Origin of the sequence: Lachnoclostridium sp. An118, from assembly GCF_002160985.1 — a bacterium.
Lineage (GTDB): Bacteria > Bacillota > Clostridia > Lachnospirales > Lachnospiraceae > Claveliimonas > Claveliimonas stercoravium.
Window position 1 is genome coordinate 34785 of sequence record NZ_NFLQ01000015.1, and the last position, 19806, is coordinate 54590.

Below are 19806 nucleotides of genomic sequence, written 5' to 3' on the forward strand. Positions count from 1 at the left end.
ACCTGTCAGCGGCTTTTTTGTGGTACAGAAAATTGGTAACACGTAAAGAATTTGAAGAGTACATCAGTCAGAGTCTTGTAATCTGACGACTATACTCTTGAGGGTTTAAGGTCACTGTGATATAATCTGAGTGTTGCAGTGGAACCTTTTCCGCCTGGGGAAAGGAATCGGGTATTCTGACATATAACTCGGCGTATATCCATGCGAAAATTGTGTAAATATGGTGTTGTGCCACCGAAGAAAGCCTTGTAAATACAAGAAAAATAAAGGAGATGTAGAGATATATGAAATTAGGAATCGTAGGCCTGCCCAACGTGGGCAAGAGCACATTATTTAATTCACTGACAAAGGCGGGGGCGGAGTCCGCAAACTACCCCTTCTGCACCATCGACCCCAACGTGGGCGTGGTGACAGTGCCTGACGAGAGGCTGAACGTGCTGGGAGAGATGTATCACACAAAGAAGATCATCCCGGCGGCCATTGAATTTGTAGACATCGCAGGGCTTGTCAAAGGAGCCTCAAAGGGAGAGGGCCTCGGGAACCAGTTCCTGGCCAACATCCGGGAGGTGGACGCCATCGTGCATGTGGTGCGCTGCTTTGAGGACAGCAATATTGTCCACGTGGATGGAAGCATTGATCCGCTCCGCGACATCGAGACCATCAATCTGGAACTTGTATTCTCAGATCTGGAGATCCTGGAGCGGCGCATCGCCAAGACCACAAAGGTGGCCAGAAATGACAAGACGGCGGCCAAGGAGCTGAAGCTCCTGGAGAAGATAAAAGCCCACCTGGAGGAGGGTAAGCTGGCCAAGAGCTTTGACGGGGCTGAGGACGAGGAGGAGCAGGAGTGGCTGGAGAGCTACAACCTTCTCACCTGGAAGCCGGTGATCTTTGCCGCCAATGTGGCGGAGGACGACCTGGCTGACGACGGCGCCTCCAACGCCGGCGTGCAGGCGGTGAGGGAGTACGCGGACAAAGAAGGCTGCGAGGTGTTCGTTGTGTGCGCCCAGATCGAGCAGGAGATCGCGGAGCTGGACGATGACGAGAAGAAGATGTTCCTGGAGGATCTGGGGCTCTCCGAGTCCGGCCTTGAAAAGCTTATCAAGGCAAGCTACCGTCTCCTTGGACTTATCAGCTATCTGACGGCAGGGGAGCCGGAAGTGCGGGCATGGACGATCAAGAACGGTACAAAAGCGCCCCAGGCTGCCGGCAAGATCCACTCTGACTTTGAGAGAGGATTTATCCGGGCCGAGGTGGTGGCCTACGACGACCTGATCGCCTGCGGCTCCCACAATGCGGCGAAGGAGAAGGGGCTGGTCCGCCTGGAGGGAAAGGACTACGTGGTCAAGGACGGAGATATCATGCTGTTCCGTTTCAATGTGTAGAGAGACAGACGGGAAAGGACAAGATGTATCATGCACACTTCAATTGAATTCCCCAATATTGGCATCCACCTGGAAAACGTGGGAAAGACGGTGACCGTGTTCGGTTTTGATTTTGCCTACTACGGCATTGTGATCGGGATCGGCATGCTGGCGGGCATCGGTATGGCCATGATGGAGGCGAAGAGGACAGGCCAGAACCAGGAGGACTACCTGGACCTGGCCATCTTTGCCATCATATTCGGGATCATCGGGGCCAGGCTCTACTATGTCATCTTTGCCTGGGATATGTATAAGGACGATCTGCTGGAGATATTCAACACCCGACACGGCGGCCTGGCCATCTACGGCGGCGTCATAGCGGCGGTGATCACCGTGTTTGTGGTGGCAAAGGTGAAAAAACTGCCTGTGGCCCGGCTCCTGGACACGGCGGTGCTGGGGCTTGTGACCGGACAGATGATCGGCAGATGGGGCAACTTCTTTAACCGGGAGGCCTTCGGAGACTATACCGACGGACCCCTTGCCATGAGGCTGCCTCTGGACGCGGTGCGCTCATCGGACGTGACGGAGAAGATCCGGGAGCACATGGATGTGGTGGACGGGGTGTCCTACATCCAGGTCCACCCCACCTTCCTGTATGAGTCTCTCTGGTGCCTCATGGTGCTGGTGCTCCTGCTCCTGTATCGGACTCACAAGAAGTTTGAGGGTGAGATCTTTCTCCTGTACCTGGCGGGCTACGGAGCCGGCCGGTTCTGGATCGAGGGACTCAGGACGGACCAGCTGTGGATACCGGGCACGGAGATCCCGGTGTCCCAGGTGCTGGCAGGCGTGCTGGTGGTGGTATCCGCAGTCTGGATCGTGTGCGGGAGAAAGGGGCTTGTACCAAAAAAGAAACAAAAGAAAACAGGGTAAAATCTGGACTTTTAAAATGGCACGGTCTATAATAAAGATATATGTGAAAAATTAAATTATTATTTTTCAAAAATCTAAGGAGGAACAAGAAAATGGCAAGAAAAATGAAGACCATGGATGGTAATCATGCGGCAGCTCATGCGTCATACGCATATACAGACGTTGCAGCTATTTACCCGATCACGCCTTCATCCGTTATGGCAGAGGCCACAGACGAGTGGGCGACACAGGGAAGAAAGAACATCTTTGGACAGGAAGTGCAGGTTACAGAGATGCAGTCAGAGGCCGGCGCAGCAGGTGCTGTTCACGGATCACTGGCAGCAGGTGCCCTGACTACTACTTATACAGCTTCCCAGGGTCTGCTTCTTATGATCCCCAACCTTTACAAGATCGCCGGCGAGCAGCTCCCGGGCGTGTTCAACGTATCTGCCCGTGCACTTGCAAGCCACGCGCTTTCTATCTTCGGTGATCACTCAGACGTTTATGCCTGTCGTCAGACCGGATGCGCAATGCTCTGCGAGTCCAGCGTACAGGAAGTTATGGACCTGACACCGGTTGCACACTGCGCAGCTATCAAGGGACGCATTCCTTTCATCAACTTCTTTGACGGCTTCCGTACATCTCACGAGATCCAGAAGATCGAGACATGGGATTACGAGGACCTGAAGGACCTGGTAGATATGGATGCCATCGATGCGTTCAGAAAACACGCTCTGAACCCGAACCATCCGTGCCAGAGAGGTTCCGCTCAGAACCCGGATATCTTCTTCCAGGCAAGAGAGGCAAGCAACCCGTACTACACAGCTATGCCGGCTATCGTTCAGGAGTACATGGACAAGGTTAACGCCAAGATCGGCACAGACTACAAGCTGTTCAACTACTACGGAGCAGAGGATGCAGAGAAAGTCATCATCGCTATGGGCTCTGTATGCGACACGATCGAGGAGACAGTTGACTACCTGCTCGCGGCAGGCCAGAAAGTCGGCCTTGTAAAAGTACGTCTGTACAGACCGTTCAGCGCACAGGCACTGATCGATGCGATCCCGGATACAGTTAAGACAATCTCTGTATTAGACAGGACAAAAGAGCCGGGAGCTCTCGGCGAGCCTCTGTGGCTGGATGTTGTCGCTGCATTAAAGGGAACAAAATTCGACGCAGTTCCGGTACTTTCCGGACGTTACGGATTAGGCTCCAAGGATACAACACCGGCACAGATCGTTGCTGTATACAATAACACAGAAAAAGAGAAATTCACGATCGGTATCGTGGACGATGTGACAGGACTTTCCCTGGAAGAGGGCGAGCAGCTTGTTACAACTCCGGAAGGAACCATCAACTGTAAGTTCTGGGGACTTGGAGCCGACGGTACTGTAGGAGCGAACAAGAACTCCATCAAGATCATTGGTGACAACACAGATATGTACGCACAGGCTTACTTTGACTATGACTCCAAGAAGTCCGGCGGTGTGACAATGTCTCACCTTCGTTTTGGTAAGAAGCCGATCAAATCCACATATCTGATCAAGAAGGCTAACTTTGTTGCATGCCACAACCCGTCCTACATCAACAAGTACAACATGGTACAGGAGCTGGTAGACGGAGGAACATTCCTTCTGAACTGCCCGTGGGATATGGAAGGACTGGAGAAACACCTTCCGGGACAGGTGAAAGCATTCATCGCTAACCACAACATCAAATTCTACACGATCGACGGTATCAAGATCGGTAAGGAGATCGGACTTGGCGGACGTATCAACACAGTCCTTCAGTCTGCATTCTTCAAACTGGCTGCCATCATTCCGGAAGAGGAAGCCATCGACCTGATGAAGGCCGCTGCAAAGGCTACCTACGGAAGAAAAGGTGACAAGATCGTACAGATGAACTACGATGCCATCGATGCAGGTGCAAAACAGGTGCACGAAGTGACAGTTCCCGAGAGCTGGAAAGACTGTGCAGATGAAGGATTATTCACACCTGAGGTTAAGGGCGGAAGGACAGAGGTCGTAGACTTCGTTAAGAATATCCAGTCCAAGGTAAATGCTCAGGAAGGAAATACACTGCCTGTATCTGCCTTCAAGGATTACGTAGACGGTTCCACACCGTCCGGTACATCTGCATACGAGAAGCGCGGTATCGCAGTAGACATCCCGGTATGGAAGTCAGAGAACTGTATCCAGTGTAACCGCTGTGCGTATGTATGTCCGCACGCAGTTATCCGCCCGGTAGCGCTGACAGAGGAAGAGGCAGCCAAGGCTCCGGAAGGATTTGACACGATCGATATGATCGGCATGCCTGGCATGAAGTTCGCCATCACTGTATCAGCTTACGACTGTACAGGATGCGGTTCCTGTGCAAATGTCTGCCCGGGCAAGAAGGGCGAGAAGGCTCTCGTTATGGCAAACATGGAAGAGAACGCAGGATGCCAGACAGGATTCGACTTCGGAAGAGAGATTCCTGTAAAACCGGAAGTAGTAGCAAAATTCAAAGAAAATACAGTAAAAGGTTCTCAGTTCAAACAGCCGCTGCTTGAGTTCTCAGGCGCATGTGCAGGATGTGGCGAGACACCTTACGCAAAACTGATCACACAGCTCTTTGGTGACAGAATGTACATTGCCAACGCTACAGGATGCTCCTCCATCTGGGGTAACTCCTCACCGTCCACACCTTACACGGTAACACCGGAAGGCAAGGGACCGGCATGGGACAACTCCCTGTTCGAGGACAACGCAGAGTTCGGATATGGTATGCTGCTGGCTCAGAACACGATCAGAGCAGGTCTGAAGACAAAAGTTGAGTCTGTTATGGAGTCCGACAAAGCTTCTGAGGAAGTGAAAGCTGCATGCAAAGAGTGGCTTGACACATACGGATGCGGCGCTACAAACGGAACTGCTACAGACAACCTTGTAAAAGCTCTGGAAGGATGCGACTGCGAAGTATGCAGGGAAATCGTGAACAACAAAGACTTCCTGTCCAAGAAATCCCAGTGGATCTTCGGTGGTGACGGATGGGCTTACGATATCGGATTCGGCGGTGTTGACCACGTACTTGCAAGCGGCAAGGATATCAACATCATGGTATTCGATACAGAGGTTTACTCCAACACAGGCGGACAGTCCTCCAAGGCTACAAAGACAGGCGCGGTTGCTCAGTTCGCAGCAGGCGGAAAAGAGACAAAGAAGAAAGACCTGGCCGGCATCGCCATGAGCTACGGATACGTATATGTTGCTCAGATCGCCATGGGAGCTGACTTCAACCAGACTGTAAAGGCCATCTCCGAGGCTGAGGCATATCCGGGACCGTCTCTTATCATCGCATACGCTCCGTGTATCAACCACGGTATCAAGAAGGGCATGAGCAAAGCCCAGACAGAGGAGCAGCTGGCTGTAGAGTGCGGATACTGGAACAACTTCCGGTTCAACCCGGCAGCAGAGGGTGCGAAGTTCACTCTGGACAGCAAAGAGCCTAAGATGGAAGGATACCAGGAGTTCCTGAACGGCGAGGTTCGTTACAATTCACTTGTAAGATCCAACCCGGAGAAGGCAAAGGTCCTGTTTGCAAAGAACGAGCAGGAGGCAAAAGAGAGATACGACTACCTGAAGAAGCTCGTTACCCTGTACGGAACAGAGGAATAAGAAGGTTCTGTAAAACAGATCAGACAGAGATAAAGCTGCGGCCAGCAGGCGGACAACCGTCTGCTGGCCGCTTTTGTGATGACGGAAAGCCAAAGTCCGGGCCTGTCCGGTACCCTGGCGAGTGCCTGCCATCCCGGAATGCGCCCTGAGGCACCCGTGGTGATCCATGCAGGACGGGTTTTCGTCAGATTTACAGTGTGGATGTGGAAATAACGGTTGACTTTCCCGGCCAAAGATGATAGAAATGTATATATGGATAAGTAAGACTGGATAGAGGCGCAGTGTCCATCAGTACCGCGCGGCCATGGTCCCGGGAGGACTGCCGCACAGGGAAAGGGGACTCTGCCGAAGGGAACAGCTGCCCGGAGTGGGTTCCCTGGGCCGTACGGAGAAGATCCTGCGGACTGTCACAACTGTGGAGCGCTATCATAGTATCAATGGATGAGGAACATACACTGTCCTGTCGGCGGGAAGGCAGTATATCTGACCTTGGTTTGACATGCCATGAATGAGTGCACGCAGCGCTTATTCATGGTATTTTTGTTTTTGCGGGGAAGCCCTTTGGGTCCCCTCGAGAAGTCTTTGTATGAGAGAGGAAGGTACTTATGAGAAATGTAAAAAGAAAGATTTTGTGGACGCTCTCCTTGGTCATGCTCTTCGTGGCCTGCAGTCCGCTCCTGGCTTTTGCGGCTGAGGAGGGAGAAGAGTATGTCCCGCAGCTGTTTGCCACGCCGTGGTCCCTGCTTCCGCCCCTCGTGGCCATTGTGCTGGCGCTGATCACAAAGGAAGTGTACAGCTCCCTGTTTATCGGGATCCTGATCGGCGGTATTTTTTATTCGGGATTCACATTTGAGGGGACCATCACACATGTATTCCAGGGAGGCATCATCTCGGTGCTCTCGGACAGCTACAATGTGGGGATCATCGTGTTCCTTGTCATCCTCGGTATCATGGTGTGCATGATGAACAAGGTGGGCGGTTCAGCCGCCTTCGGAGAGTGGGCCAAGGACCACATCAAAACAAGGACAGGCGCTCAGCTCTCCACGATCCTCCTCGGTGTGCTCATTTTTATCGATGACTACTTTAACTGCCTCACAGTAGGAAGTGTCATGCGGCCGGTGACGGACAAGCATCAGATATCCAGGGCAAAGCTGGCCTATCTGATAGATGCCACTGCGGCTCCGGTGTGCATCATAGCGCCGATTTCTTCCTGGGCTGCAGCTGTGACGGGATTTGTGGAGGGAGAGGATGGATTTTCCATTTTTATCCGGGCTATCCCATACAACTTCTACGCACTGCTCACTATTGTCATGATGATCGGTCTGGCTGTTCTTAAGGTGGACTACGGTTCCATGAGGCTTCATGAGGATAACGCGATCAAGGGAGATATATATACTACGCCGGACCGGCCCTACGCAGATGCGGAAAAGGAAATCGTGGAGGGCAAGGGAAGGGTCATCGACCTTGTATTTCCGATCGTTGTGCTGATCATCTGCTGTGTTATAGGAATGATATACACAGGAGGCTTCTTCTCCGGAACGGACTTTGTCACCTCCTTCTCTCAGAGCGATGCCTCTGTGGGTCTTGTGCTGGGAAGCTTTTTTGCCTACGTGATCACGATCGTTTTTTACATGGCGCGCAGGGTGATACGGTTTGGAGAGTGCATGTCCTGTGTGCCTGACGGATTTAAGGCCATGGTTCCGGCCATACTGATCCTGACCTTTGCGTGGTCGCTGAAGGCGATGACAGACAGTCTGGGAGCGGACGTATTTGTGTCCGAGCTTGTGAGGTCCAGTGCGGACGGGCTGATGAATTTCCTGCCCGCCATCGTATTCCTGGTAGGATGCGGACTCGCCTTTGCCACAGGAACATCCTGGGGAACATTCGGTATCCTGATCCCCATTGTTGTGGCTGTCTTCCAGGGACAGAACGAGACCATGATGATCATCTCCATCTCCGCCTGCATGGCAGGTGCTGTGTGCGGCGACCACTGCTCGCCCATCTCGGACACCACGATCATGTCGTCAGCGGGAGCCCAGTGCAACCATGTGAACCATGTCACGACGCAGCTTCCCTACGCGATCACAGTGGCGGCCATCTCGTTTGTGACCTACATCATTGCCGGGTTTGTGCAGACAGCCTGGATCGCTCTTCCGGCAGGTATCGTACTTACACTGGGAGTGCTGCTTGTGCTGAGACATATTTACGGAAAAGAGGAAGGATAGGCTTCTGCTGATAAAAGAAAAGCGGGGCTGTGCCTTGACGGCACAGCCCCGCTTTTTAAAACGGATAGGACTTTACAAAATCAGTGAAAGACCGGACGGCGGGGGTATCCAGAAGCTCTTTTAAGGTTACGTAGTAGATGGTGCGGGACAGACTGACTTCCAGAGGAACGATGCGGCATCCCGGCACGAGGAGCCTTTCCGCAATGGAGCGTGAGGCAAAGCCCACGGCAAGATTCTGGGCAGCGAGCTGCATGACAATGTCAGACTGGCTGGTCTCGCAGAGAACATTGGGGACTGCCTGGAAACGGGCAAAGACCTGCTCAATATCCTTGCGAAAGGCGGATTCCTTTGCAGGCATCAGAATGTCTGCCCCGTCCAGATCCCGGATGCAGAGGGTGTCTTTTCCGGAAAGCGGATTGGCCTGTGACATAACGGCCACATAATGGTCTTCCATGATCTTGTGGCAGTAGAAGTCCTCGCTGTCCGAAAGGTCGTCGGATGCGATGACGAAAACGGCGTTGAGCTGCCGGGCGGCCAGCATGCGCATCAGAGTGTTGCTGCCGTCCACATGGAGCTGGTAGCTGATCAGCGGAAAGAGCTGGTGGTAATCGGTGATCACTCTGGGAAGCTGGAGATATCCCGCGATCCAGAGCATGCCGATGCGCAGCGTCCCTGCCTCCAGGATACTGTATTTTTTCATGTTTTCTGCAAGCTGGTCTACTTCATTGAGGATCCGCCGGGCCGCTGTGACGAACTGCTCCCCTGCCTCGGTGAGGGAGACGGACTTGGAGTGGCGGACAAAGAGGGAGACCCCCAGCTCTTTTTCCAGATGGAGGATCTGCTGGGACAGGGAGGGCTGGGAGAGGAATAAAGCTTTGGCTGCCGCTGAAAAGCTCTTTTTTTCCGCGGCGGCAAGCACATAGCGCATCTGCTGGATCTGCATGGGAATGACCTCCTTTATGAATGGATTATGGTATAAGAAAAACCTATTGGTATTATAATATATTAATTCTTTACAAATAGCACGAGATTGTTTATAATATAACAGTAATTTAATACATCAAAGTAATAAAGTAATAGGAATGAGAGGAGAATGACAATGCAAAACAAGAAAAGCGTAAAAGACACTGCATTCCTGGTACTTGCCCTTGTAGTCATCATAGGCTCCCGGTTTATGCCGGCCATGGGAGGACTTTCCGAAGACGCATGGGCTGTGCTGGGTGTATTTTTCGGTTCACTCATCATGTGGATCGGGATTTCCATTGACTGGCCCAGTATGATCACGCTGCTGGCTCTGGGACTGATCCCGATATTCGGATTTTCCGGTACATTTGCAGGGGCGTTCGGCAATACAACGGTAGCCTTCCTGCTGTTTACCTTCATGCTGGTATATCCGCTTTCCAAGACCAACTTTGTGCGTCGCTGTACCATTTATTTTATCACAAACAGGATCGCAAGAAAAGGACCCTGGTATTTTGTGTGTTTCCTGCTTGCGGCTGTGACGTTTATGGGACTTTTTATTTCCCCGTCCGTACTGTTCGTGGCCTTCATGCCCTTCCTGGAGGATATCTACCAGGTACTGGGACTTAAGAAGGGCGGCAAGGCCGGAAATATGATCATGATGGGCTCTGCTTTCTGCATCAGCCTTTCCTCCGGTATGACAGCCATCGGCCATGTGTGGCCCACAATGGCCATCGGGTACTACACAGCGGCTACGGGAAATGATGTAAACCAGTTCCAGTACATGGCTATGGGTATTCCCACAGGTATCATCCTGATCGTGATCCTGATCCTGATATTTAAATTTATCTACCGTCCGGACGATATGAAGGACATCCAGCCGGATAAGGCCATGAGTCTTCGCGGAACTGTTCCGGCGGCGGATTTCAAAGAGAAAGTGATACTTGGCGTTATGGCCCTCACCGTATTTCTCTGGGTGGCTCCCAGCCTTGTGCAGAATGTGCTTCCGGAGTTCTACGAGACCGTCAACAGCTGGTCAACAGCCATGCCTCCGCTTCTTGGATGCATCATCCTGTTCGTTGTGCGTGTGAACGGCGAGAGCATCATGAACTTTAAAGAGACTGTCAGCAAGGGGGTCCTCTGGGGCAGCGTACTGATGACAGCGGCAGCCACGCAGCTTGGCTCTTGCCTGACAAACGAGGACGTAGGCATCAGCTCCTGGCTGACAGGTGCGCTTGAGCCTCTGACAGCAAACCTCCCCGTGATCGGACTGATCCTGTTCTTCATGACATGGGCGGTTATCGAGACCAACTTCTCGTCCAATATCGTTACCACAACAGTTGTTAGCGCGGTTGCCCTGTCTGTCCTGACAGCCCTTCCGGCAGGTTCCGTGAATGTGGGCGCTGTTGTATGTATGGTAGGCTTTGCGGCGGCGATCTGCAACATGACGCCGGCAGGACAGAGTACGGTGAACACGGTTGCCATTGGTTCAGGATGGACAGACACCAAGTCCATGTTCGTGTGGGGCGGACTGTTTGCCATCGCAGGTATCCTGGTGCTCAGCTTTATCGCATACCCGCTTGGATCTCTGTTCATTGCATAGGAGATAAAAGGATATCTGTTGTGTGAGAGGAGAAATTCACATGAAAAGAAAATATCAGTATGATGTAGTCGTGGCAGGCGGCGGGACGGCAGGAGTTGCTGCCGCCGCCGGAGCTGCCATGGCAGGGGCAAAGACACTGCTTATTGAGAGAAATCCTTACCTTGGAGGCGAGGCCACCCATTCCGGCGTGGCTGCCTTCTGCGGATTTTTCACCTGCGGCGGAAACCCGGTTCGGGTCGTGGAAGGAGCGGGAGAGCTGATCCTGAAAGAGATGAAGGCTCTCAGCGAAAGCTCCTGGAACTATGTTGTCTCTGCCACGGGAAATAAAAATGTCAATTTTCATCCGGAGTATCTGAAGTGCGCCATGGACAATGTGCTGGAAAAGACCGGCGTCACCTGCTTTTTCCACACAAGGATCACAGGCGTTTGCGCGGAGGAGCGGGCAGTGACAGCCCTTGAATGCGTGGACGATGAGGGGGGCTTCCTGGTGGAGGCAAAGGCGTTTGTGGACACGACCGGAGACGCCAATGTGGTCCACCTGGCGGGCGCTCCGACGCTCTGGGGAGATGAAAACGGGAATGTGCAGGCGGCCACGCTTCCCTTCCGCTTAAGCGGCGTGGACACCTCCTGTGACCTGACGCCTCAGGCGGTGGAGAAGGCAGTCATACGGGCAAAGGAGGATGGTATTCCCCACCTGACAAAGGAGAAGGGCTTCATCCTGAAAAGGGAAGGCTCGGATCAGGTGGCAGTCCTGCTTCCCAGCACCATCCCCGCAGGCCTGGACTGCGAGGAGCTCACGAAAATGGAGCTGGATACGAGAAGACAGGTGCTCTACTACGTGGAGGCCTTTAAAAAGTATCTCCACGGCATGGAGGACTGTGAGCTGACAGTCATCGGCCCGGCCATCGGCTTCCGGGAGACGAGGCGGATGAAGGGCAAGGAGATCATCACGGCAGAGGATGTGCTGGGAAGGAGAAAGCGGCCCGATGGTGTGGCCAGGGCCGGATGGAAGCCGGAGATCCACATGGATGCCAACAAGATGGGAACCTACATCGAGGTGTCTGAGGGAAGCTGGTTTGACGTGCCACTGGGCGCTCTCCAGTGCGAGAGCCTGGACAATCTCTACGGTGCCGGAAGGATGGTGTCCTCCGAGCAGACAGCCCACGCGGCGGTCCGGGTCATGGGAACATGCTTTGCTACCGGGCATGCAGCAGGCGTGGCGGCGGCCTGCCAGGCGCTTCACGGTGAGGCTCCGGCAGAGGCGGTGCGCGCGGAGTTGGAGAAGCAGGGAGCGCTTCTGTAACACGGTTGTAAAGAAGTACGAAATTATATAAAAGAGACAGGGAAGGAGACGGATCATGACACTTGAGGAAGCTCGCGCGGATATTGACGCTGTGGATACACAGATGAAACCTTTGTTTTTGAAGAGAATGGAATGTGCAAAAAAAGTGGCCGAGGTGAAGGCCCAGACAGGGGGCGATGTGTTCGTCCTCGAGAGAGAACTTTCCATTATCGAGAAGAGAGCCGGGGATGTGGACAAGGAAGTTTACGATGAGTATGTTACATTCCTGCGCCATCTTATGAGCGTCAGCAGAAGATACCAGTACGGCAAGCTGACAGCCATGCAGGACGCAGTGGTGGATGGCGCTGCGGCTGCGGCAGGCGTGGATAAAAATGCCGCCCACACGCGGGTGGAGATATCCTTTACCTGCCCGGCGGCGACCAGCGATCTCAATCTGTTCATCAATATGACAAAGCTGAACAAGATTGCCATAGACAGCATGAATCTGTCTACAGAGGGCGGAGTACAGAAGATCACCATGACTCTGGACGGGAATCTGAAGGAGAGCAACATGAGGCGCCTCCTCTGCCAGATTGGCAAAGAGGCGGACGATTTTAAGATCCTGGCAGTAAAATAGTGGCTGTCCGTCTGGAATGGACAGCGTGAAAGCAAGGGAACCCGGCGGGGCTGCGAGCAGCTCTTCCGGGTTCTTTTCCTGTTCCGGGCGATATTTTTAGAGAAGCTTCTCAAAGGCGATCCTCGGGTCTCCGTCCTCAGCCCCGCCTTTCAGGAAGATGGTGCCGCAGCGGGCGAAGCCGGATTTCTCAAGGGCCCTCTGCATGGGCAGATTTCCCTCGTGGGTGTCGATGCGGATGCTGTCCATGCCGCTTTCCCGGGCCAGGGCAGCGACCTCCTCAAAGAGACGGCCCGCATACCCTCTCCCCCGCAGAGAGGCGTTCACGGCCATGCGGTGGATGGCAGCGTAGGCGGGTGCTTTTCCGTCCCTGTTTTGGGTCAGCCACTGTCCGCCGTAAATTTCCCCGTAGGACGCGTCTTCGGTGAAGGTGACAGCGCACACGGCGGCGATATGCCCCTCCTCCTCCAGCACATAGCCAAAGCCTGTGGCTGTGTCCGAGAGGAAGGTCTGCCTGTCCGGGTAGCCCTTCTGCCACTGGTCCAGTCCCTGGGACCTGAGAAAGGTGCGGGCCCGCTCTGTGATTTCCATGATCTCTTCCATATCATCCGGTGTGGAATGTCTGAATGCTGTCATTTGTATATCCTCCGATCTGCTTTTTTCAATCTGCCCTGACTATAGCACATCCTGAGATTTTTTTCATCTGGTCAGGGGGGTAAAAAGAGATGATTAGCTTTCTTATTTGCGGGAAAACTGCTATAATATATGTTCAGATAAAAAGAGATCAAAGAAGAAACGGGGATAGATAGTATGGAGATAAAAAACTGCAGAGCATATGAGCTGATCCGACGGGAGGAGCTGGAGGGGCTCAGATCCACGGGCTACCTCTTAAGACACAGGAGGAGCGGAGCAAGAGTGGTCCTCATCGAAAATGACGATGATAACAAAGTGTTCAGCATCGCCTTCCGCACACCGCCTTCAGACAGCACCGGGGTGCCTCATATCATGGAGCACTCGGTCCTGTGCGGGTCAAAGCATTTTCCGGCAAAGGATCCTTTTGTGGAGCTGGTGAAGGGCTCCCTGAACACATTTCTAAATGCCATGACCTACCCGGACAAGACGGTCTATCCGGTGGCCAGCTGCAATGACAGGGATTTCCAGAACCTGATGCATGTGTATATGGACGCTGTGCTGTATCCGAATATTTACGAGCACGATGAGATCTTCCGCCAGGAGGGGTGGAGCTACCGTCTGGAGGAGAAGGACGGGAAGCTGACCTACAACGGGGTCGTGTACAATGAGATGAAGGGGGCCTTTTCCTCACCTGAGGGTGTGCTGGACAGAGTGGTGCTGAATACCCTGTTCCCGGACACCTCCTACGCCAATGAGTCCGGCGGGGACCCGGAGGTGATCCCGGAGCTGACCTACGGGCAGTTCCTGGATTTTCACCGGAGATATTACCATCCGTCCAACAGCTACATTTACCTCTACGGGGATATGGACATGGAGGAGAAGCTGAACTGGCTGGATGCGGAATATCTGAGCGCCTATGAGAATGAGCCGGTGGACTCGGCCATCCGTCTGCAGAAGCCTTTTGACAGGATGGTGGAAAAGGAGATCCCCTACTCCATCGCAAGCGATGAACCGGAGGAGGATAACACCTACCTCTCTTACAATAAAGTGATCGGCACCAGCCTGGACAAAGAGCTGTATCTGGCTTTCCAGATCCTGGATTACGCTCTTCTGTCCGCGCCGGGAGCGCCCCTCAAGAAGGCGCTGACAGACGCCGGTATCGGAAAGGACATCATGGGCTCCTACGACAACGGCATCTACCAGCCCATCTTCTCTGTTGTTGCCAAAAATGCCAACGCGGAGCAGAAAGAGGAATTTATCCGCATCATCGAAGAGGTGCTGACAGATGCAGCGGACAAAGGCATAGACAAGAAAGCCTTGGAGGCGGGGATCAACTACCATGAATTCCGGTACAGGGAGGCGGACTTCGGCAGCTATCCCAAGGGACTTATGTACGGGCTGCAGATGATGGACAGCTGGCTCTACGATGAAAACGAGCCATTTATGCACATTGATGCCCTGGATACATTTGCGTTCCTGAAAAGTCAGGTGGGAACAGGGTACTATGAGGAGCTGATCCGGAAATACCTGCTGGACAACACTCACGGGGCCATTGTCGTGGTGAAGCCGGAGAAGGGCCGCACGGCCAGGATGGACAGGGAGCTGGAGGAGAAGCTGGAGGCCCTCAAGGACAGCCTCAGCGATGCCCAGAAAGAGCGCTTGGTGGAGCAGACCAAAGAGCTGGAGGACTACCAGTCCCAGCCGGACAGGCCGGAGGATATTGAGAAGATCCCCGTGCTGCAGAGGACGGATATTTCCCGGGAGATTGCGCCCATCATCAACGAGGAGATGACACTTGCCGGTGTGCCTGCTGTGTTCCACGAGACCTGGACCAACGGGATCGGCTATGTGGATCTGATGTTTGATCTTTCGGATGTGCCGGAGGAACTGCTGGGGTATGTGGGTATCCTTCAGTCCGTGCTGGGCATTATCGACACGGAGAACTACGGATACGGGGAACTGTTCAACGAGATCAACAGCCACACCGGCGGTATCGGCACATCCCTGGAGCTCTACAACGATGTGACAAGAGTGGAGGAGAAGGCATTCCGGGCCACCTTTGAGATCAAGGCAAAGGCTATGTACGGCCAGCTCCCCTTTGCCTTCCGCATGATGAGGGAGATCCTGACCGGGTCAAAACTGGAGGATACAAAGCGGATCAGGGAGATACTGGATATGCTGAAATCCCGGCTCCTCATGCGGTTCCAGTCCTCGGGACACACCACGGCCGCCCTGCGGGCACTGTCCTACGCCTCGCCCTCGGCGAAATTCAAGGATATGACAAACGGCATTGAGTTCTATCAGTTCGTGGCAGACCTGACAGACCACTTTGAGGAGAGAAAAGAGGACCTGACCCGGACCCTTGAGACCCTGACCCGCCATATCTTCCGGGGAGACAATATGATGGTCAGCTACACCGCCTCCCGGGAAGGACTGGAAGGGATGGAGGAGCTGGCAGGAGAGATGAAGGAGAGCCTCTTCGCCGGGGAGGCGCAGGGGACGCCCTGCGTGATCCACTGCCAGAAGAAGAACGAGGGCTTCAGGACAGCCTCCAAGGTCCAGTATGTGGCCCGCACCGGCAACTTCATCGACCACGGGGCGTCCTACACAGGGGCCCTGCAGATACTGAAGGTGATCCTGAGCTACGACTACCTGTGGCAGAATATCCGCGTCAAGGGCGGTGCCTACGGCTGCATGAGCAGCTTTAACCGGATCGGGGAGGGATATCTGGTCTCTTATCGTGATCCTCATTTAAAGCGCACCATGGACGTGTACGAGGGTGTTGCGGACTATCTGAGAAGCTTCACAGTCAGCGACCGGGATATGAACAAATATATCATAGGTACCATCAGCAATCTGGATCAGCCTATGACCCCGGCGGCCAAGGGAGACAGGTCCATGAACCTTTATATGAACCATGTCAGCGCTGAGATGATACGGGCAGAACGGGCCCAGGTGCTGGACGCCACCCAGGAGGATATCCGGGCTCTGGCAGGCGTTGTGGAGGCTATGCTGGCGGCGGACCAGATCTGCGTCATCGGAAGCGAGGAGAAAATTGAGGAAAACAGGGACATGTTTGACAGTGTGACAAACTTTTAACAGGGGACGTAACACTTTTAAAAAGTGTTACGTCCGGATTAACACTAACTGGTGCGCAATTGTGCGCGATCCCCTGTGAAATGGAGTAAAAGGAGTTAATATGACAGACAATTTTAAATCGGGTTTTGCGACTCTCATAGGTCGCCCAAATGTCGGGAAATCAACGCTCATGAACTATCTGATCGGCCAGAAGATTGCGATAACATCCAACAAGCCCCAGACTACGAGGAACAGGATACAGACCGTGCTGACCACGGAGGAGGGCCAGATCATCTTTGTGGACACGCCGGGCATACATAAGGCGAAGAACAAGCTGGGCGAGTATATGGTCAATATCGCTGAGCGCACCCTGAACGAGGTGGACGTGGTGCTCTGGCTCGTGGAGCCCACCACGTTTATCGGGGCAGGTGAAAAGCACATTGCGGACCAGCTCCGGAAGGTGACAACACCGGTGATCCTTGTGATCAACAAGGTGGATATGGTAAAGAAGGAGGACGTGCTCCCTGCTATCGCCGCCTACAAGGACCTCTACGATTTTGCCGAAATCGTGCCTGTATCTGCCAGGAGCGGAGAAAATACGGATGAGCTCCTGAAGGTGATCATGAAATACCTGCCCTTTGGCCCGCAGTTCTACGATGAGGACACCATCACAGACCAGCCGGAGCGCCAGATCGTGGCTGAACTGATAAGGGAGAAGGCCCTTCACTGCTTAAATGAAGAAATCCCCCACGGCATCGCCGTGACGATAGAGAGCATGAAAAAAAACAGGAAGGTCATGCACATCGATGCTACCATTATCTGCGAGCGGGACAGCCACAAGGGGATAATCATTGGAAAACAAGGAAATATGTTGAAAAAGATCGGCAGCACAGCCCGGTACGAAATTGAGAAAATGCTGGGATGCCAGGTAAATCTGAAGCTCTGGGTGAAGGTGAAAAAGGACTGGAGAGACAGTGAATACCTGATGAAAAATTTTGGATACCGGGAGGATGAATAAAAAGAACTGTCCAGAGGAGATGCTAACCTCATCAGGAACAGGATGAGGTGATACAATGGAAGGATACTGGGACAGGTTCATGCGCTCGGGAGCGGTCAAAGACTATCTCGAGTACAAGGGAATGGAAAGATGCATGGAGATCATGCAGAAGTATGACAGCGCTGTGGCCGGGATGGGAGAGGAGAAAAGTGGAGCAGATAATGTTGACAGGGATGGTCCTTTTGACCACTCCTATCGGTGAATATGATAAGCGGGTCGTGCTGCTGACAAAGGAGCGGGGCAAGATTGCCGCATTTGCCAGGGGGGCGCGCAGGCCAAACAGCCTCCTGGCAGGTGCGACTGAACCCTTCTCCTTTGGCAGCTTTTCCCTGTATGAGGGGCGCACCTCCTACACGCTGGTATCCGCCTCTATCTCCAACTACTTTGCGGAGCTGCGGATGGACGTGGAGGGAGCCTGCTACGGGTTCTATTTTATGGACATTGCCAACTACTATGCACGGGAGGCGAATGATGAGACCCAGCTCCTGAAGCTGCTCTATCAGACCCTCCGGGCCCTGGCCAAGAAGTCCATCCCTGATAAACTGATACGGTACATATATGAGCTGAAGTCCATTACCATTAACGGAGAAGGACCGGATGTTTTCCACTGTGTAGTCTGCAGGAAAAATGCGGAGGGCAGCTCCTTCAGCCCCCTTAAGGGCGGCCTGGTATGTGACGGGTGCCGGCACCTCAGCGCGGACTGTCTGCCCATGGACCCATCCACCCTCTACACGATGCAGTACATCGAGACTTCCAGCATTGAAAAGCTGTACACTTTTGCTGTCTCGGAGAAGGTGTTGGGTGAGCTGGGCCTGATCATGAAAAGGTACATGGAAATCTATGTGGACCGCCATTTTAAGTCGCTGGATATACTGGAGCAGATGATCGGGGCTTGAAAACTGCGGTGGTTAACGGTATAATATTGACATTATCCAGAACTATATAAAGGAGAGGAAGAAAAATGGTTGAAAAGACAATGGACAAGATCGTGGCCCTTGCGAAATCAAGAGGTTTTGTCTATCCGGGGTCTGAGATTTACGGCGGTCTTGCAAATACATGGGACTATGGAAATCTTGGCGTGGAACTGAAAAACAACGTAAAGAGGGCATGGTGGCAGAAATTTGTCCAGGAAAATCCATACAATGTAGGTGTGGATTGTGCAATCCTGATGAATCCCCAGACATGGGTGGCATCCGGGCATCTGGGCGGCTTCAGCGATCCCCTGATGGATTGTAAAGAGTGCCATGAGAGATTTCGCGCGGACAAGATGATCGAAGACTTTGCCCAGGAGAACGGCATTGACATCGGCCCTACCATTGATGGATGGAGTCACGAGCAGATGGAGGCCTTCATCAAGGAACACAGTGTTCCATGCCCGTCCTGCGGAAAACATAATTTTACAGAGATACGGGAGTTCAATCTCATGTTCAAGACCTTCCAGGGAGTGACAGAGGACGCTAAAAATACTGTGTATCTGCGGCCGGAGACAGCCCAGGGTATTTTTGTAAACTTTAAGAATGTGCAGCGTACATCCAGGAAGAAGATCCCGTTTGGTATCTGCCAGATCGGAAAATCCTTCCGAAATGAGATCACACCCGGAAACTTTATCTTCCGTACAAGAGAATTTGAGCAGATGGAGCTGGAATTCTTCTGTGAACCGGGAACGGACCTTGAATGGCACGCTTACTGGAAGAAATACTGTCTTGACTGGCTGAAGACACTTGGGATCAAGGATGAAGAAATCCGTCCGAGAGACCATTCACCTGAGGAGCTGTGCTTCTACAGCCGTGCGACCACGGATGTGGAATTTCTCTTCCCCTTCGGATGGGGTGAGCTCTGGGGTATCGCTGACAGGACAGATTACGACCTGAGCCAGCATCAGGAGGTTTCCAAGCAGGATCTGACTTACTTTGACGATGAGAAGAAAGAAAAATATATTCCCTATGTCATCGAGCCTTCCCTGGGAGCAGACAGGATGGTCCTTGCCTTCCTGTGCAGCGCCTACGATGAGGAGGAGCTGGAGGGCGGAGACATGCGCACGGTCCTTCATTTCCACCCGGCGATCGCACCCGTGAAGATCGGTGTGCTGCCTCTCTCTAAAAAGCTGAGCGAGGGAGCTGAAAAGGTTTATGCGAAGCTCTGCAAAAAGTACAACTGTGAGTTTGACGAGCGGGGCAATATCGGAAAGCGTTACCGCCGTCAGGATGAGATTGGAACGCCCTACTGCGTGACCTATGATTTCGAGTCGGAGGAGGATGGCGCAGTGACTGTCCGCGACAGAGATACCATGGAGCAGGAGAGAGTGAAGATCGAGGATCTGGAGAAATATTTCGAAAAGAAATTTGAATGGTAAGACAGCAGCAGAAAGTAAAAAGAGTTGATAAGAAAAGGAGTGTTGCAAAATAGAT

14 protein-coding genes and 1 riboswitch are annotated in these 19806 nt (G+C 53.1%); of the genes, 12 read left to right on the forward strand and 2 right to left on the reverse strand.

Annotated features, from left to right (window positions below; translation table 11 throughout):
- The first annotated feature begins 284 nt into the window (after positions 1–284).
- From ychF to B5E62_RS12510, 4 genes are all read left to right on the forward strand, one after another.
- Positions 285–1385, forward strand: a complete 1101-nt coding sequence (gene ychF / locus B5E62_RS12495) for a redox-regulated ATPase YchF (RefSeq protein ID WP_087174882.1) — start codon at positions 285–287, stop codon at positions 1383–1385.
- Positions 1386–1415: 30 nt separating this feature from the next.
- Positions 1416–2294 carry a prolipoprotein diacylglyceryl transferase gene (lgt, locus tag B5E62_RS12500; RefSeq protein ID WP_087174883.1) on the forward strand — a complete coding sequence of 293 codons (879 nt, stop codon included), beginning with the start codon at positions 1416–1418 and terminating at the stop codon, positions 2292–2294.
- A 92-nt stretch (positions 2295–2386) separates the two neighbouring features.
- Complete coding sequence (nifJ, locus tag B5E62_RS12505) at positions 2387–5926, forward strand: pyruvate:ferredoxin (flavodoxin) oxidoreductase (RefSeq protein ID WP_087174884.1); 3540 nt, start codon at positions 2387–2389, stop codon at positions 5924–5926.
- Positions 5927–6189: 263 nt separating this feature from the next.
- Positions 6190–6360: riboswitch (Lysine riboswitch) on the forward strand.
- A gap of 171 nt (positions 6361–6531) precedes the next feature.
- A complete protein-coding gene (locus B5E62_RS12510; RefSeq protein ID WP_087174885.1) occupies positions 6532–8151 on the forward strand; it encodes a Na+/H+ antiporter NhaC family protein in 1620 nt (539 codons plus the stop codon).
- Positions 8152–8206: 55 nt separating this feature from the next.
- Here the strand turns inward: B5E62_RS12510 and B5E62_RS12515 are convergent, their stop codons facing one another.
- Positions 8207–9094 (reverse strand): LysR family transcriptional regulator, encoded by an 888-nt coding sequence (locus B5E62_RS12515; RefSeq protein WP_087174886.1) that lies wholly within the window; start codon positions 9092–9094, stop codon positions 8207–8209.
- Between the two features lie 156 nt (positions 9095–9250).
- Between B5E62_RS12515 and B5E62_RS12520 the strand changes: the two genes are divergently transcribed.
- The 3 genes from B5E62_RS12520 to B5E62_RS12530 are packed head-to-tail and all read left to right on the forward strand — an operon-like array spanning position 9251 to position 12633.
- Entirely contained in the window at positions 9251–10714 is a 1464-nt protein-coding gene (locus B5E62_RS12520; RefSeq protein WP_087174887.1) for an SLC13 family permease, read from the forward strand.
- A gap of 40 nt (positions 10715–10754) precedes the next feature.
- Positions 10755–12017 carry an FAD-dependent oxidoreductase gene (locus B5E62_RS12525; RefSeq protein ID WP_087174888.1) on the forward strand — a complete coding sequence of 421 codons (1263 nt, stop codon included), beginning with the start codon at positions 10755–10757 and terminating at the stop codon, positions 12015–12017.
- Positions 12018–12072: 55 nt separating this feature from the next.
- A complete protein-coding gene (locus B5E62_RS12530) occupies positions 12073–12633 on the forward strand; it encodes a chorismate mutase (RefSeq protein WP_087174889.1) in 561 nt (186 codons plus the stop codon).
- A gap of 96 nt (positions 12634–12729) precedes the next feature.
- Here the strand turns inward: B5E62_RS12530 and B5E62_RS12535 are convergent, their stop codons facing one another.
- Positions 12730–13266 (reverse strand): GNAT family N-acetyltransferase, encoded by a 537-nt coding sequence (locus B5E62_RS12535; protein WP_087174890.1) that lies wholly within the window; start codon positions 13264–13266, stop codon positions 12730–12732.
- A 174-nt stretch (positions 13267–13440) separates the two neighbouring features.
- Between B5E62_RS12535 and B5E62_RS12540 the strand changes: the two genes are divergently transcribed.
- The 5 genes from B5E62_RS12540 to B5E62_RS12555 all read left to right on the forward strand — a co-directional run bounded on the left by B5E62_RS12540 (position 13441) and on the right by B5E62_RS12555 (position 19751).
- A complete protein-coding gene (locus B5E62_RS12540; RefSeq protein ID WP_087174891.1) occupies positions 13441–16362 on the forward strand; it encodes an insulinase family protein in 2922 nt (973 codons plus the stop codon).
- Positions 16363–16462: 100 nt separating this feature from the next.
- Positions 16463–17359, forward strand: a complete 897-nt coding sequence (gene era, locus B5E62_RS12545) for a GTPase Era (protein ID WP_033124373.1) — start codon at positions 16463–16465, stop codon at positions 17357–17359.
- Positions 17360–17414: 55 nt separating this feature from the next.
- Complete coding sequence (locus B5E62_RS16805) at positions 17415–17600, forward strand: hypothetical protein (protein ID WP_143468869.1); 186 nt, start codon at positions 17415–17417, stop codon at positions 17598–17600.
- On the forward strand, positions 17548–18294 hold the full coding sequence (gene recO / locus B5E62_RS12550; RefSeq protein ID WP_087174922.1) for a DNA repair protein RecO: 747 nt from the start codon (positions 17548–17550) through the stop codon (positions 18292–18294). The genes B5E62_RS16805 and recO overlap by 53 nt, the downstream gene beginning before the upstream one ends.
- Positions 18295–18359: 65 nt before the next feature.
- Complete coding sequence (locus B5E62_RS12555; protein ID WP_087174892.1) at positions 18360–19751, forward strand: glycine--tRNA ligase; 1392 nt, start codon at positions 18360–18362, stop codon at positions 19749–19751.
- Positions 19752–19806: the final 55 nt, after the last annotated feature.